General features: G+C 60.1%; 16 protein-coding genes and 1 tRNA gene. 3 read left to right on the top strand and 14 right to left on the bottom strand.

Annotated features, from left to right (window positions below; all coding sequences use genetic code 11):
* Positions 1-2: 2 nt before the first annotated feature.
* Both M5D89_RS07590 and rpsU read right to left on the bottom strand, forming a co-directional pair.
* Positions 3-449, bottom strand: a complete 447-nt coding sequence (locus M5D89_RS07590) for a GatB/YqeY domain-containing protein (protein WP_248885224.1) — start codon at positions 447-449, stop codon at positions 3-5.
* Positions 449-664, bottom strand: a complete 216-nt coding sequence (gene rpsU, locus M5D89_RS07585) for a 30S ribosomal protein S21 (protein ID WP_215871904.1) — start codon at positions 662-664, stop codon at positions 449-451. The genes M5D89_RS07590 and rpsU overlap by 1 nt, the downstream gene beginning before the upstream one ends.
* Before the next feature lie 265 nt (positions 665-929).
* Between rpsU and M5D89_RS07580 the strand changes: the two genes are divergently transcribed.
* Positions 930-1,811: a sigma-70 family RNA polymerase sigma factor gene (locus M5D89_RS07580; RefSeq protein ID WP_248885223.1), complete on the top strand. Its 882-nt coding sequence runs from the start codon at positions 930-932 to the stop codon at positions 1,809-1,811.
* Here the strand turns inward: M5D89_RS07580 and rdgB are convergent.
* From rdgB to M5D89_RS07560, 4 genes are all read right to left on the bottom strand, one after another.
* On the bottom strand, positions 1,808-2,419 hold the full coding sequence (gene rdgB, locus M5D89_RS07575; protein ID WP_248885222.1) for an RdgB/HAM1 family non-canonical purine NTP pyrophosphatase: 612 nt from the start codon (positions 2,417-2,419) through the stop codon (positions 1,808-1,810). The genes M5D89_RS07580 and rdgB overlap by 4 nt on opposite strands.
* Complete coding sequence (gene rph, locus M5D89_RS07570; RefSeq protein WP_248885221.1) at positions 2,395-3,132, bottom strand: ribonuclease PH; 738 nt, start codon at positions 3,130-3,132, stop codon at positions 2,395-2,397. Before rph ends, rdgB begins: the two co-directional genes overlap by 25 nt.
* Positions 3,133-3,143: 11 nt before the next feature.
* Entirely contained in the window at positions 3,144-3,869 is a 726-nt protein-coding gene (locus M5D89_RS07565) for a DUF481 domain-containing protein (protein ID WP_248885220.1), read from the bottom strand.
* Positions 3,870-3,960: 91 nt separating this feature from the next.
* A tRNA-Glu gene (locus tag M5D89_RS07560) sits at positions 3,961-4,036 on the bottom strand.
* A 153-nt stretch (positions 4,037-4,189) separates the two neighbouring features.
* On the opposite strand from M5D89_RS07560, the gene fdxA reads away from it, so the two are divergent.
* Positions 4,190-4,513, top strand: coding sequence for a ferredoxin FdxA (gene fdxA / locus M5D89_RS07555; RefSeq protein ID WP_248885219.1), 324 nt, complete (start codon positions 4,190-4,192; stop codon positions 4,511-4,513).
* A complete protein-coding gene (locus tag M5D89_RS07550) occupies positions 4,510-6,213 on the top strand; it encodes an ABC transporter ATP-binding protein (RefSeq protein WP_248885218.1) in 1,704 nt (567 codons plus the stop codon). The genes fdxA and M5D89_RS07550 overlap by 4 nt, the downstream gene beginning before the upstream one ends.
* Here the strand turns inward: M5D89_RS07550 and M5D89_RS07545 are convergent.
* Genes M5D89_RS07545 through M5D89_RS07510 form a run of 8 tightly spaced genes read right to left on the bottom strand, consistent with a single transcriptional unit; the run spans position 6,140 to position 14,985 of the window.
* Positions 6,140-8,128, bottom strand: coding sequence for a transglutaminase TgpA family protein (locus M5D89_RS07545; RefSeq protein ID WP_248885217.1), 1,989 nt, complete (start codon positions 8,126-8,128; stop codon positions 6,140-6,142). The two genes, M5D89_RS07550 and M5D89_RS07545, sit on opposite strands and share 74 nt — an antisense overlap.
* Positions 8,125-9,096 carry a hypothetical protein gene (locus M5D89_RS07540; RefSeq protein WP_248885216.1) on the bottom strand — a complete coding sequence of 324 codons (972 nt, stop codon included), beginning with the start codon at positions 9,094-9,096 and terminating at the stop codon, positions 8,125-8,127. The genes M5D89_RS07545 and M5D89_RS07540 overlap by 4 nt, the downstream gene beginning before the upstream one ends.
* Entirely contained in the window at positions 9,075-9,998 is a 924-nt protein-coding gene (locus M5D89_RS07535; RefSeq protein WP_248885215.1) for an AAA family ATPase, read from the bottom strand. Before M5D89_RS07535 ends, M5D89_RS07540 begins: the two co-directional genes overlap by 22 nt.
* Complete coding sequence (gcvPB, locus tag M5D89_RS07530; RefSeq protein ID WP_248885214.1) at positions 9,995-11,413, bottom strand: aminomethyl-transferring glycine dehydrogenase subunit GcvPB; 1,419 nt, start codon at positions 11,411-11,413, stop codon at positions 9,995-9,997. Before gcvPB ends, M5D89_RS07535 begins: the two co-directional genes overlap by 4 nt.
* Positions 11,413-12,762 carry an aminomethyl-transferring glycine dehydrogenase subunit GcvPA gene (gene gcvPA / locus M5D89_RS07525; protein ID WP_248885213.1) on the bottom strand — a complete coding sequence of 450 codons (1,350 nt, stop codon included), beginning with the start codon at positions 12,760-12,762 and terminating at the stop codon, positions 11,413-11,415. The genes gcvPB and gcvPA overlap by 1 nt, the downstream gene beginning before the upstream one ends.
* Before the next feature lie 2 nt (positions 12,763-12,764).
* Positions 12,765-13,148, bottom strand: a complete 384-nt coding sequence (gene gcvH, locus M5D89_RS07520; protein ID WP_248885212.1) for a glycine cleavage system protein GcvH — start codon at positions 13,146-13,148, stop codon at positions 12,765-12,767.
* The gene (gcvT, locus tag M5D89_RS07515; RefSeq protein ID WP_248885211.1) at positions 13,145-14,275 is read right to left on the bottom strand and encodes a glycine cleavage system aminomethyltransferase GcvT; all 1,131 of its coding nucleotides are present in this window, start codon (positions 14,273-14,275) and stop codon (positions 13,145-13,147) included. Before gcvT ends, gcvH begins: the two co-directional genes overlap by 4 nt.
* Positions 14,272-14,985, bottom strand: coding sequence for a HugZ family pyridoxamine 5'-phosphate oxidase (locus tag M5D89_RS07510; protein WP_248885210.1), 714 nt, complete (start codon positions 14,983-14,985; stop codon positions 14,272-14,274). The genes gcvT and M5D89_RS07510 overlap by 4 nt, the downstream gene beginning before the upstream one ends.
* Positions 14,986-14,989 lie beyond the last annotated feature (4 nt).

Genomic DNA, 14,989 nt, shown 5'->3' with positions numbered 1-14,989 from the left:
ACTCAGGAACTAAGGCGGGTCCTGACTTTTTCTGAAAGTACAGCCATATCGACGCGACCTTGCACCTTGGGCCGGAGTTGGCCGAGTACTTTACCCATGTCGCGCGGCCCTTCCGCACCACTCTCCACAATCGCGGTAGCGATCAGGGCATCAATTTCCTCATCACTCAGGGCAGCGGGAAGATACGGTTGAAGAAAGACAATCTCCGCTTCTTCCTTCTGCGCTAGCTCCGGGCGGTTTCCCTCGAGAAACTGACGTGCGGATTCCTTGCGCTGTTTGATCAACTTTTCTACGACGGAGAGGACATCCGTGTCGGACTGCTCCCGCCGCTCGTCCACTTCCCGTTGCTTGATGGCAGCGAGCAACATACGGATGGTGCCCAGGCGCTCAGTGTCCCGAGCGCGCATCGCCGCCTTCATGTCTTCTTGGATCTGCTCGCGCAGAGACATCAGTACATCCGCACCAGACGCATCTGTTGCCGCCGCATCCGCTTCAGAGACCGCTTGCGCGCAGCAGCTGCCTTGCGCTTGCGCTCTTCCGTGGGCTTCTCGTAAAACTCCCGCCGGCGGACTTCGGTCAGGACTCCCGCCTTCTCACAGGAGCGCTTGAAACGGCGCAGGGCAACTTCGAAAGGTTCATTTTCTTTGACGCGAATGGTTGGCATGAAAAGCGAGTCCTCTCCAAATAGGGCTAGTCTGAAGCCGCAAGAGGATACTCGTTAGTACCTGATGAGTCAAAATTTTCTCGCTAGGCGCGAGTAGATTTGGGAATGTGCAACAAGCCACGGTTTCTCTGCAACAACTGCTTGACAACTTGTAACCGTGGGTTCCTAATATATTTGTAAACAAATGTCGTTGAATTAGGATATTAGATGACAATGTTGAATCTGATTCCTAAAGATGGAAAGCGCAACAGGTCAGGGGGAAAAGATGCCGAGAACCCATGCTTCGAAAAAGGTCAAAGCGGACGCCGATAGCCAGGTGCCCGACCTGCCTCTCGCGCAGGCGCCTGATATTCCAGCCGAAGCCCTCGCGGAATCCGGCCCCTTTCTCAGCGCACAGCAGGAAGCCAGCCTAATTCAGCGCTTGCGCCGAGGCGACGAGAGCGCCCGAGCGTCCCTCGTGTCTGCCCATATGCCTTTGGTGCGTTCTGTCGCCCGCGCCTATCGCAACAAGGGCCTGAGCCAGGATGATCTGATTCAGGAGGGATACATGGGCCTCATGCGTGCCACCGAACGCTTTCGCGAAGGTCTCGGCACGCGCTTTTCGAGCTACGCTACTTGGTGGATTCGCGAAGCCATGCAACGTGCCTTAATCCGCTCCCGCTTCATTCGCCTGCCCGATTACCTGGCGAAATCCTTGCACGCCCACACCCAGAGGGAAGACGAGAGTACCCTGAATAGTAGCGAAGAAGTACGGCGCAAGCGGGTAGAGGCGCTTGGTGTTCGTGAGAGTACGGTGCGCGCGCTGGAATTTGCCGATATTCGTGTTTCGTCGCTGGACGAAGAGATTCAAGAAGGCCTGAGCCGGATTGACCAAATCATGGGGGTGATGGCATCCCCCTGCCAGGAGTATGATCGCGAGTCCTGCGCTCGCGCGCTGCGCGGTTTTTTGCTGGAACTCAATCCAAAACAGCGTGAGGTGATGATTTATCGCTTTGGCCTCCATGGCGATGCCCCGATGACCCTGGAAGCCGTTGCCGAACGTCTTGGCGTCAGCCGGGAGGCGGTCCGGCAACTACAGGTTCGCGCTCTGGGGAAACTGCGTCAGCTCCTCGTAGACGGGGGTTGGGAAGAGGAAAGTAGCGACTAAACACTCTCCAGCTGCATCTCTGCAAGGAGTTGACGCAGAGCCCTGCCCCGGTGGCTCTCCTGCAGTTTTTCCTCTAACGACATCTCCGCCGCGCTGGACCCTTCCCTGCCTTGGGGAAGAAAGATCGGGTCATATCCAAATCCACCCACGCCTCTGGCCTGCTGCGCAATGGTGCCCCGCCAGACGCCACGCGTCACCAGTGGATCCGGATCCCGCGGCCCGCGCAATAAGATCATCACACAGACAAAGTAGGCTTGGCGCTGTGACGGCGCCAGCCCCTCCAGCCGCTGTAACAGCAGGGTCAGGTTCTCCGCGTCACTGGCGCCATCCCCCGCAAAACGCGCCGAGTATACGCCCGGCGCACCATCCAGGGCCGGCACGCAAAGGCCTGAGTCCTCTGCTAGAACCCAGGTATCGCAGCGCCCCGCCCCATGTCTGGCCTTTAGCAGCGCATTCTCCAGAAAGGTCGCACCCGTCTCTTCTGGGCTATCGATACCCAGCGCGTCTGGGCCAATACATTCCCAGCCCAGCGCCGCAAACGCCGACTCCAACTCCCGCCGCTTGCCGGCATTGCTGGTTGCGATCAGGAGTTTGCGTGCGGTAGCCAAGTTGGGAATTCTCTTTGTTGCACGGCAATCAGTTCTCGGATTCCCTTCTGACCCAGAACCAGCAGATCTGCCATCTGATTCGCACTGAAGGGGCTCCCCTCCGCCGTACCTTGCAACTCGACAAAATGCCCCGCATCAGTCATCACCAGGTTCATATCTACATCCGCGGAACTGTCTTCGCCATAATCCAGATCCAGCACGACCTGCTCGGCAACAATGCCAACGGACACCGCCGCCACCCAATGCCGCCAGGGGTTGGTGCGCAACATTTCGCGCCGGAGAAGACTATCGATGGCATCGGCCAAGGCGATACAGGCGCCGGTAATGCTGGCGGTGCGGGTACCGCCATCGGCCTGCAGGACGTCACAATCCAACCAGATCGTTCGTTCACCCAGGGCCCGTAAATCAATGGCCGCACGCAGACTGCGACCAATCAGTCGTTGAATTTCGTGCGTGCGCCCGCCGATCTTGCCCTTGCTCGCCTCTCGTGTCATGCGATTGTGGGTTGCGCGCGGCAACATACTGTACTCAGCAGTGATCCAACCTTGGCCGGAACCACGTAAAAACGGGGCTGTTTTCTCTTCGACACTCGCCGTACAGAGCACGCGGGTATCGCCAAAACTGATCAGTACCGATCCTTCTGCATGCTTGGTAAAACCACGCTCGACATGCACCGTACGGAGTTCATCCGCCGCGCGACCAGATTGCCGCATTGATTTTCCCCTCAAAAATGATAGACAAGATTGACCGCAGTCAACGTATTCAGGGGCTTATACCCTGTCGGAACCTGCGTATTGTAGGATGCCAGGAAAGAAAAGCGCATCCCCAGAGAACCCAGCAAGGGGGTATCGACTGCCAGGAGAGATTGGTACGTGTTCGCACCATTTGGTGCAAGCAACGCCTCCACGCCCTCCGTCAGGCGCGCTCCCTTGCTGATCTGCCAGCGATATTTTGCCGACAATTGCGCAACGGGATTCAATTCTGCTGCATAGCCAATACGATGGGCCTCGCGTGCACCGACGCCTGCTTCCAGCGCCAGCCGCATATTCGCTGCCGGATAGAGGTAATGACCTATACCCGCAGATTCATCAACGCGATAAAAATAGCCATCGAAGTGGTTACGAACGTAATTGAGCTGACCGAAGGCGTAGGTATTTTCGTCGAACAGGTACTTGGTGGTGTTATCGATGGCCAAGCGGTCGGCAGACACTATGCCGCTGGTGCTCGCATAGTTATACGCAAGCTTGGCATCGTTAGACCAAGGCCCGCGAAGCCAGTACAAGGCATCTTCGGTATTGATGCTGAGAGCCTGGCTGGTGCCGGTACTGTTGCTGAAACCCAATCCAACATTCCCACTGAAACCTTGCGGGTGATTCGCTGCGGCAGCAAAGCTGAGCGCAGGGACGGCCACGATCAATAACAGCAAGCCCGATGGCGCAATCCTCATCATTATTCCTCCGCTGCAGAAATACCGGGGAACCCTAACATGGTTGTGCTTGAAGACCAAAATGCGGATGGAGTCGTAACGCAGACAGGCGAGATGGCGCTCCCAAGGGGGTTCGAACCCCTGTTACCGACGTGAGAGGCCGGTGTCCTAGACCACTAGACGATGGGAGCGATGCACGGAACTTCAGGAGGCGAGAAGATACACCAAGATCAACCCCACCCGCAACTACGGACTGATGTAGGCAAAACGGGCAAGTCTGGGATAGAATACGCGGCTACTCGTGGCATTGCCCAATCCCTATAGAATTCAGGAGCCCCCTGCCCATGACCTACGTGGTTACTGAGTCGTGCATCAAATGTAAGTACACCGACTGTGTGGATGTCTGTCCCGTGGATTGCTTTCGCGAGGGACCCAACTTTCTGGTTATCGATCCTGATGAGTGTATCGATTGCACCCTCTGTGAACCGGAGTGCCCGGCTGCGGCAATTTTCCGTGATGACGATCTACCCGAGGGACAAGAGGAGTTCATCGGCATCAATGCCCGCCTGGCGAAGGCGTGGCCGCCGATCATTCAGAAGAAAGATGCGCCTGCCGATGCGGATGCATGGGTAGAGGTGCAAGATAAACGGGCATTGCTCGAGGAGTGAGCCGAGCGCAGCAGGGCTGGCTGCACTCCGCCACCTTCCGGCGCTTCCTGCAGCTCTTCTCGGCACATCGCGGCGCCATCGCCTCGGCCCTGCTGTTCATGACGTTATCCGGGCTCGCCAGCGGCGCGAGCGCCTACGTCGTTAAGCCGATACTCGATCACATCTTCATCGCCCGCCAAGCCGACATGCTGCTGTGGCTACCCTTGCTGGTCATCGCCATCTACGCGGTGAAAGGTCTTGCTGATTACGCGGGTGGAGTTCTGTTGGCACGCATGGAAGAAGACATCCTGCGTCAGTTACGCGAGAAGCTCTACGCCCACACCCTGCGACTCTCACTGCCCACATTACTTGGGCAAAGTCAGGGAAGCACCCTGTCCCGCATGAGTCTCGATCTCACCCTGCTGCAGCAGAGCCTTTCCGTACTCGCGCGATTCTTCCTGTCCGGGGTGCAAATCCTCGCGCTGATTGGCGTTGCGTTCTATATGAGCTGGCAGTTGGCACTCATTTGTCTCGGCACCCTACCCCTCGCCTTCTATCCTCTCATCCGTTTTGGGCAAAGCCTGCGCCGTCGCGGGCACGAACAGCAGGAGCAGATGGGTGGAATTCTCGGCCAATTTGCGGAAAGTCTACGCGGTGTAGAGGTAATCAAAAGCCAAGGCACCGAAGGTTTCGAGGCGCAACGCTTTGCCGGCCTGGCCGCCATGTACTACCGTTTAATGATGCGCATTGTGCGCATTCAAAAGGCCAGCACCCCAGTCATGGAGCTCATCGCCGCCCTTGGAATTGCGGTCACCATCTACCTGGGTGGTCATCAAGTGGTTAGCGGCGCCATGAGCACCGGGGCGTTCTTTGCCTTCCTTACCGCTCTGGCCATGGTCTACGAGCCATTGCGCCAACTTTCTTCCGCCAACAATCAATTGCAACAGGGCCTCTCGGCTGCCGACCGCCTCTTTCTCTGGCTCGATCAACCTCTGGAGCCGGAGGATCCTGCTGAGACACTGCCCAATCTGGACAGCAGTTGGCGCTGTCGGAATCTCACCCTTCGCTTTGCCGGAGAGACGGTGCTGGACGCCCTGGATCTGGAGATTCCAGCCGGCAGTTTTACCGCGATTACCGGGGCGAGCGGCAGTGGCAAAACGAGTTTGTTGCGCGTCATCCTGGGGCTTCTGCGTCCGCATGAAGGACAGATCTGGATCGGACAACGGCCAGAGAACGAGATGTCGTTGCGCCGTTATCGCCAGCATTTTGCCTATGTGCCACAGGAGCCTTTGCTCTTTTCGGGCAGCGTTCTGGAAAATATCGCCTACGCCGATCCCCAGCCAGATCGCGAGCGGGCGGAGAGCGCGGCGCGTGCCGCACACTGTTGGGAGTTTTTAGGCGGCCTCGGCGGTCTGGATCTGCGCGTCGAAGGGCACGGCAGCAATTTTTCCGGCGGTCAGCGCCAGCGCCTGGCGATCGCTCGCGCTCTCTATCTGGAGCGTCCCTTTCTGGTTCTGGACGAAGCCACCAGTGCCCTGGATAGCGAGAGCGAACAGCGCATTCTCGAGACCCTCGAGGCGTTACGCGGGAAGGTAACCATTATCGTTGCCGCCCACCGCGAAGCGAGCTTGGTCCTGGCCGATCACGTCATTCACCTCGAGCATGGACGCCGGCACGGAGACGACGCCTGGCGCGCGCAAGGATCTGCAGCCAATCCTTGAGGCTTTGCTCACCCGCGGTATTGGGCTTGGGACCATAGCGCTGACGATAAAGCGCGGCGCCGAGTTCCGCCCGATCTGCTTCCGCCAGAGGCAATGTACATAGCCAAGAGTTCTCTGTACCGGGACGCAGATCGCGCATACCGGCGCGCCGCAACAGGCGTATGCTCCGCTGGCGGTAGAACTCCGCTGGCGGTAAACGATGCCTCCTGCGCTCTCGCCACCACCAGAAGCCAAGGGCAGACAAAAGAACGAAAAGCACCCAATGTGTTCCTGCCGAGGACCAAGCAAGGTGCGGCGCCGATAACCCGCCAGTCTGCGCATGCCGACTGTCTCCTTGCCCTAGGCTTCCCAGCGCGAGCCAGGCCTGCCGCTGTTTGCTTGGGCTGAAATTGATCACCCAGTTCAACCACTCCCACTGCAACCAACTCCAGAGCTGACCACCAGCGGAGAAGTGTTGCCCCGATGCTGACGCGGCGCTGGTAGAGTCACCGGGACTGACGGCCGGTGTTGCATCCAACAAAACCCACTGCCCGCCCAACCAGGCCTGTACCCAGGCATGTGCCATGCTCTGACGGACCACCCAGAAATCCCCCAAGGCATCATATTGTCCGCCGTGGTAGCCCACGACCACTCGCGCCGGCACGCCATCGAGACGCAATAGGGTGGCAAGTCCTGCCGCATAGTACTCACAAAATCCGCTGTGACTGTGCAGCAGGAAATCGGCGAGGCTTTGCCCGTGGGGATAGGCTGCGGGGGTCTGCAGACTGTAATGGAAGCTGGGACCGCGCAGCCAGGAGAGGATACGTTGAGTGGTCTGCTCGGGGGTAGCACCGCGCAGATGGGTTGCCAGTTGAAGAATCTGGGGATTGATCTTATCCGGCAACTGCAAGGCTGCGTGCCGCTGCTCTGACGAGAAACAGACATCGCCCACGCCCGACCAGGCCGTGTAGCGCAACGCCTCGTCCTGAGGGCTGCGCAAACGTAGCCCAGATGCACTCCGTTCCAGCGGAAGTCCACTCTCGACCCGTGCAGGGCTGGTCAGTGCGAAGAGATAGCTATGATGTCCTGGACTGAGGAGAATTTTCTGTTGCCACACGGCTTGGGGTACCCGTGTACAGTCCGCGGTCACCTGGCCAGGCTGCCAATGGACGCCGCCATCATCTTGCCAAAGGATGGCTCCCACCCAATACATCTTTGCCGGCGCTAGCTGCGGTCCGCGGATCTGCGCGCGGAAGGCGACGGCGGGATCGAGCTGGAGGGACTGGATCCGCGCCGGATCCAGGCTGGGAGAAAAGCCGCTCGCCGCCACGCCAACCCCGCCGCCCCAATGCCACAGCGGGGTCGGAGTGCGCGGTAACAGAAAAAAGAACACCGCCAGGACGGGCAAGAGCAAGAATTGGAAAAACAGGGCGAAGAGCAACAATTGCAGCAGTTCCCGCTGCTGTGCGTCACCCCCCTCACTGCGGCGAGCATCGAGAAAGCCCTGCCACAACAAAGCGAGGAGCATGAAGAAGAGTTCCAGCACGAAGAAGATGCCGAGGGCGATATCCACCCGTATCCACGCCGCGAGCCCCATGCCGAGCAACAGCAAGGCAGCAATCTGAAAGAGATCGCGTGTGCTGCGGAGCTCCAGGGTTTTTACGGCCAGCAAGACATACAGACTCGCCGCACCCATCTGCAACCAATTGCCCCAGCCGGCACTGAGGTTGGCCACCAGCAGCAATGCGATGGTGATCAGGAAACGCGTACCGCCGCGCAGTTCCGCGAAGGGGAGTCTGCCACCGCGCAAAATCACCCACAGCTCAGCCACCAACCAAAGCAATGTTGGCCACTGCCACGCCAGCGGCTGCAACGCCTGGAATAAAATCAGGCCAATGAGCAACAACAGCCCAGGAATAAGATTGGCGGCTTTCAACGCCGAAACCACGCGCGTCGTTTCTGCGCCACTGGTTGTGGCACTGGGAACGGGATTTGACGGGCCAAAGCCCAGAGGCCCGATCGATAGCCATTGCGACCTCGACCGATCCACTCCCCACTGGGCAAACACAGGCGCCAGCCAGCCCCTGCGTCCGTCACTGCATCCAGGCAGGACCGGAGTACCACGAGACGCTGTTCATGATCCAAGTCTGTCAATGCTTCGGCGTCATAGCAAAGAGCGACCTCCTCCTGCTCAGGTAGCTCCCGCTCCAGCACCGGCAACAGTGGAGTGGCATCCCAACCATGGCGCCAATCACTGCGCCGCCAGAGCACCCGATGCAAACTTTCGTTGGGCAGGCGCGGCCGCAGGCCCAGCACATCGGCTGATCCTTCGCTTCTTGCCCGAACTTGAAGTGCATCCATGGTCACTGGTTCGGCGCCAGCCATGGCAGACGTTTCTTCGTGGCTTGGTGCGACCCAAGGAAGTTCCTCTGCCGACACTTGCACGCGCTGGCCCCGCCAGACAAAGGCAAAAGGGAAGGATGAGCCGAGGAGAAGATCCGGCAGCGGAAGTGGGCCCCGCTGTTGTGGACAATAGGGCAGTCCAAGCTCTGCACTCCCTCGGCCTGGCAGGCGCGCAAGCTGTACCTGCGACCCAGGCAGACGTAGTTGCAACAACCACACCGCCCAGGGGCGGGGGTTGCGGATGCGGAATTGGAGATGGCCCAATGTACCAACTGTAAGCAGCTGTTGCGGCAGGAGTTCCACCTGCAGGGACTGCAGATTGACGAGTGCCGCGAGTCCCGACAGGATCATCAAGCCCAGCATCATCGACACCAGCAGGAAGAGCATGTTGTTGCCAGTATTCACGGCTGCGAAGCCAACGGCCAAGGTAAAGGCCACAAATAGCTTGCCCGCGCGGGAGAGTTTGACCTCCCGCCGCTTTACACGCCGAAACCCCAGCATCGTCGCAGCAGAGTCTGCAGCTGACCCTGGGAGTCGCCTGGATCGCGCCAACGCAGGCGATGCGCCAGAACCGCAACGGTCACGGCACGCAAGTCATCTGGCGTGACAAATTCACGGCCTGCAAGAAAGGCCGAGGCGCGCGCCGCGGCCTGCAAGGCCAGCAGTGCCCGGGGGGAAATACCAAAACGCAGGGCGGGGTCGCGTCGACTGTGCTCCGCAAGATCCAGAAGTAGACCGCGGATTTCAGGGCTCAGGAAGACGCTACGCGCCGCTGCCTGCCATTCCAGCAGGACGTTGGCATCCGCCTGCGGCTCTACCTGTTCGGGAGCCACGGCTTCGCCACGGAGCAGACGCATTTCTGCTTCTCGACTCGGATAGCCGAGAGACAGGGAGAGAAGAAAACGGTCGAGCTGATTTTCCGGCAAGGGAAATACGCCATCGAATTCTTCCGGGTTTTGCGTCGCAATGACAAAGAAGGGGTGGGGAAGTGGATAACAGGCCCCCTCCAAAGAGACCTGCCCCTCCGCCATGGCTTCCATGAGCGCCGATTGGGCTCGCGGCGGCGCGCGGTTGATTTCATCGACCAGGAGCAGAGAGTGAAAGATCGGGCCGGCACGAAAAACAAAGCTGCGCTGCGCAGGGTCATAGAAATTACTGCCAAGAATATCTCCCGGCAAAATATCCGCCGTCATTTGTAAACGCGCGAAAGGTAGGTCCAGGGAGCGCGCCAGACCCAATGCGAGGGTGGTCTTGCCCAGACCCGGGAGATCTTCGAGCAGGACATGTCCTCCAGCAATCAACGCCGTGAGTACCAGGCGGATCTGCGCTTCCTTGTCCAGAAGAATGGAGGCGAGCTGTCCGAGCAGGGCAGCAGGGTTCCCCTTACTGCTGCTCTCCCTCACTCCGCTACCTGCAGCCGTCGGGCTGCCAGCGTCTCGTCCACCCGTCGCACGGGTAAGTTCTGCGGTGCATTTTTCAGCAGATCGGGTTCCTCCAGCGCCTCGCGACGGATCTGCGCCATGACCTCCAGAAAACGATCCAGGGTCGCCCGAGTCTCGGTCTCTGTGGGTTCGATGAGCAGGCACTCCGGGACCAGTTGCGGAAAATAGATGGTCGGTGCGTGAATACCAAAGTCGAGTAAGCGCTTGGCGACATCCAGGGCACGCACACCGGTCGCCTTGTAGAGATCCTGCACCGAAATGATGAACTCATGGCTGGCGCGCCGCTCGGGGAAGGCCAGGGTGTAGCCCAGGCGCTGCAGCCCCTGCTGCAGATAATTGGCATTCAACGCGGCATAGGCAGAGACCCTCTGGAGACCAGCGCTCCCCAGGCGACGGATATAGGCATGGGCGCGCAGCAGCACAGCGATGTTGCCACCATAAGCGCTCAAGGGGCCGATACTCTCTGGGCGCTCGGCCCAGGTTTCCCAGCGGTAGACGCCTTCTTGCGCGACTACTCGCGGCACAGGCAGATAAGGCGCCAGGCGTGCCGCAACGGCTACGGCCCCGGAACCGGGTCCACCACCACCATGCGGTGTGGCGAAGGTCTTGTGTAGATTCAGGTGCATGACGTCAAAACCCATGCTACCGGGTTTGACGCGCCCTAGGATGGCATTGAGGTTGGCCCCATCATAGTAGAGGAGCGCACCAGCAGCATGGACCATGGCCGCGACGTCCTCGATCTGCCGCTCGAAGACGCCCAAGGTGGACGGATTGGTTAGCATGATGCCGGCCACGTCCGGCCCCAAGGCGCTACGCAGGACGTCGAGATCGAGATCGCCATCGGCACGATTGGGCAGCTCCGTCACGGTAAAGCCGGCCATCCGTGCACTGGCCGGATTGGTGCCATGGGCTGCCTGGGGAATGAGCATCCGCTGTCGCTCCCGATCGCCACGGGCCAGATGATAAGCCCGGATCATCGCCACGCCCGCCAGTTCTCCCTGCGCACCCGCCGCCGGGCTCAAGCTGACCGCCGCCATCCCCGTCAGCTCTGCCAGCCAATCCTGTAACTCCGCCAGGGTACGCAACAATCCCTGCGCCGCCCTGGCCGGTGTGGCCGGATGCAAGCGGCTGAACCCAGGCAGCGTCGCCAGTTCATGGGCGATACGCGGGTTATATTTCATGGTGCAGGAACCGAGGGGATAAAATTGCGTGTCGATGGAAAAATTTTTCTGACTGAGGCGGGTATAATGGCGTACCACCTCGAGTTCGGAGGGATTGGGCAGGGGCAGGTCCGCACGCAACAAATGCCCAGGGATCGCCAGCTCCGGCAGCAGCTCTTCTCGCTCGTGCTGGCACGCAAAAATGGTCTCTTCCATCAGATCTCCCCCAACAGGCGGGCAAGGGCGGTAGCGTAGGCAGCCAGGTCTTCGTCTTCACTCAATTCCGTCGTCGCCACCAGCAAGTCATGCGGGTTGGCGCCAGGTTCCAATTCAACGAGGGGAACCCCGGCGAGAATGCCTTGATCCAAAAGGGCATCGCGCAGCCCTGCAGCGGGGCACGGTAAGCGCACGACGAATTCGTTGAATACCGCTCCGGAATAGGGCAGCACAACCCCGGGGATGCCCTGCAGGAGCGCGCGCAAGCGCTGCGCCTGCTGATGGGAACGCGCTGCTGCCGCACGCAAGCCGGCAGCGCCGAGGGTGGCCAGGTGGATCGTCGCGGCGGTGACCAGCAAGCCTTGATTAGTGCAAATGTTACTGGTCGCGCCCGCGCGTCGTATATGCTGTTCCCGCGCCTGCAGGGTCAGACAGTAGGCCACCTTCCCCTCGGCATCGACGGTCTTGGCCACCAGGCGGCCCGGCAGCTGGCGAACGGTGTCGCGCTTGCAGGTCAAAAAACCGAAATACGGGCCACCGGCGGAGAGGGGGACGCCCAGAGGCTGACCTTCACCCACGGCAATGTCGGCCCCCTCCTCGCCCCAGTCGCCTGGTGCCTTGAGCAAGGCCAGGGCGAGAGGGTTGACGACGGCAATGCGTAATAACCCGCGTGCCTCTGCCCAACGCGCCAGGGTGTCGACTTCCTCGAGCAGTCCGTAGCGATTGATCTGCGGGATAATCAAGGCCGCCGCATGCGGGAATCCCTCTTCCGGCAAGAGGAGCTGACCGGTTTGTGGATCTTGCGGCAGGGTATGCAAGCGAATTCCCTGCAGGGGTAACAATGATTCAAGTACCGCACGCCAGTGTGGCCAGAGCCCCTCGGGAACGACGATTTCGCGTGCTTGGGGGCGCAAACGCAAGGCCATGAGACAGGCCTCGGCCAGGGCAGTGGCCCCATCGTACAAAGAGGCGTTGCTGACCGCCATGGCGGTCAAGCGGGTCATGAAACTCTGGAACTCGTAGAGCAGTTGCAGGGTACCTTGACTCGCCTCCGCCTGATAGGGCGTATAGGCCGAGTAAAATTCCCCGCGCCGGGCGATCTCCCAGACAATGGACGGGATGTGCTGGGCATAGACCCCAGCGCCGGCAAAGCAACGCAGCGGGCCCTGCTCCGCCGCACGCCCCTCCAGAAGCCGCCGCAGACTGGCCTCACTGCATCCTTCGGGCAGGGCGACGGTTTCGTTTTGTAACGACTCAGGGATTTCGTCAAAGAGATCTGCCAGTTGCTGAACGCCAATCGCCTCCAGCATGGCCGCAGTCTCAGCGGCATCATGAGGGATATAGGGCATGCTCAGTCCCCTAGACTGTGCTGATAGGCAGAAGCATCCATGAGCTGAGTAAAGTCGGCGTCGGCCGCCTGAATCTCGAAGATCCAGCCTTTCTCGTAGGGATCTTCATTCAGCCATTGGGGGTTGTCGACAAGTTCCGCATTGCTGGCGAGGATCTTCCCCGTTAGCGGGGTATAGAGGTCTGACGCCGCCTTGACCGACTCAATAACACCGCAGGCTGCATCGGCCTGGACCTCTTGCTCCAGCATTGGCAGCTCCACGAAGACCACATCGCCCAGCAACTCCTGCGCGTGATCAGTAATGCCAATGCGAAAATGCCCAGGAGCGATTTGCGCAACCCACTCGTGGGTGTGGCTGTAGCGAAGTTGGGCGGGAACATGACTCATTGGGGAAGGATCTCCTCTACGGAATGGACGGCGTGACCATGACGCCAGAATGGGGGCTCAACCAGACGCGCCGGGACCGCACGTTGGCGCACCTGCAAAAATACTGCGTTGGCTGGAAGGATATCAGCATCCAGACGGGCCAGAGCGATACCCAAGCCCAAACTGGGGGAAAAGGAACCACTGGTCACAACGCCAACCGATTGCCCGTTCGCCAGGGTGACAGTGTACCCGGAACGGGGAATGGCTTCGCGCGGCAGTAACAGGCCCCAGAGTTGCTGTACCGGGCCCCCTGCTCTCTCGCTCTCGATCGCCGGCCGACCCACGAATTGGCGCTCGGGATCCCGTAGATCGACCGTCCAGCCCAAATGACTGCGGTCTGGGCTATCCGCGACCGTCATATCCTGCCCATAGAGATTGAGTCCAGCCTCCAGGCGCAGACTGTCCCGTGCAGCCAAACCGGCGGGTACGACACCCACGTCCAATAAAGCGTCGGCAATGGCGGCGAGCTCCCCGTTGGCGGCCAGAATCTCTACCCCATCCTCGCCGGTGTAGCCGGTTCGGGCGACGAAGAGATCGGCATTTACCGCCAACGAACGAAACCCCTTCAAGGCCGGCAGCTCTGGCAGTGCCAGAACCCGGGCGACCTTGGCCACGGCCTCCGGTCCCTGACAGGCAAGAATGCCCCAGTCGTCGCGCGGCTGGAAGGTCACCGTCAACCCGTGGGTAGCTGCCAGATCCTGTAAATACGCGCGGTCCGCCTGCACCCCCGCGGCGTTGAGGACGATGCGGTAGCGATCGTCACCAAGAAAATAGACGATGAGGTCGTCGAGGATCCCGCCATCGCCGCGCAACATGCAGGAATAAAGTGCCCGGCCGGGCTCGCGGTCGAGGCGCGCCACATCGTTGGCTAAGGCCAAACGCAACAGGGCACGGGCATCTGGACCCTGCAGGTCCAGCGGGCGCATGTGTGAGACATCAAAAAGCCCAGCGGCTGTGCGTACCGCCTCATGCTCCCGCAGCTGCGAGCCATAGTGCAGGGGCATGTCCCAGCCGGCAAAAGGGGACATCTTCGCGCCGTGGGCCAGGTGCCAGGTATGCAATGCCGTGTGTTGTAGGTCTGCGTTCACCCTTCTCCCTCACGCGCACGCTGCGCCATCTCCACCAGCATTTTTCTCCATCCCCGTGCTTCCGCAATCGTTTCCGGGAAGGCTACGCGCAGGCGCTTGCTGCCCGATTGCAGATCCATACCCTCGGCATCGAGGGCCAGCATACGTACGTGCTCCATCGGCTCCTCGCCGCCAAAATGGCGCCAGTAGTCACGCAGATTTCCGCCATGATCGGCATTCATGTGTGCCACTGCCGCCGCTTCATCGAGCTCCAACGGACGAAGATCACCCGACAGGCAAAATTCTCCTTCGCCCTCCGTCCATCCCATGCTGCCAAAACCGGCGATCCAGCGGATTTTCTGGATTTCCAAGCGATAAAAGTGGAAATCCGGCATATCACGATAGCCATCGGCTCCGGGCAGCAGACAAAGCAGACGCCCCTCGAGTGCCGGGTCCGGATGCACACGTCGGATCTCTCCCTGCAAGGCGAGACGCGACAAGGCCATGAGGTCATCGCCAGGCTCCCAGATCAACAGCGACGCACGAGGATCTCGATGCAGATACTGCTGATGCACCGCAAGATTGGAAAAGAGAAAATAGGGCACGCCGGAGTGATCACATGCGTAGTGGACCACCGCGCTGTAGGGCATACCATCCGGCGCCAGGACCGCGATCGCCCCCTGGTAGTGCGCGCGTACAAAGGACCGCAAGGACGAGGCGTTGCCGTCCATGCCC

This window comes from Acidithiobacillus acidisediminis, assembly GCF_023277115.1.
GTDB lineage: Bacteria > Pseudomonadota > Gammaproteobacteria > Acidithiobacillales > Acidithiobacillaceae > Igneacidithiobacillus > Igneacidithiobacillus acidisediminis.
The sequence above is the reverse complement of the archived record's forward strand: the minus strand, read 5'-3'. Positions and strand labels throughout refer to the sequence as shown.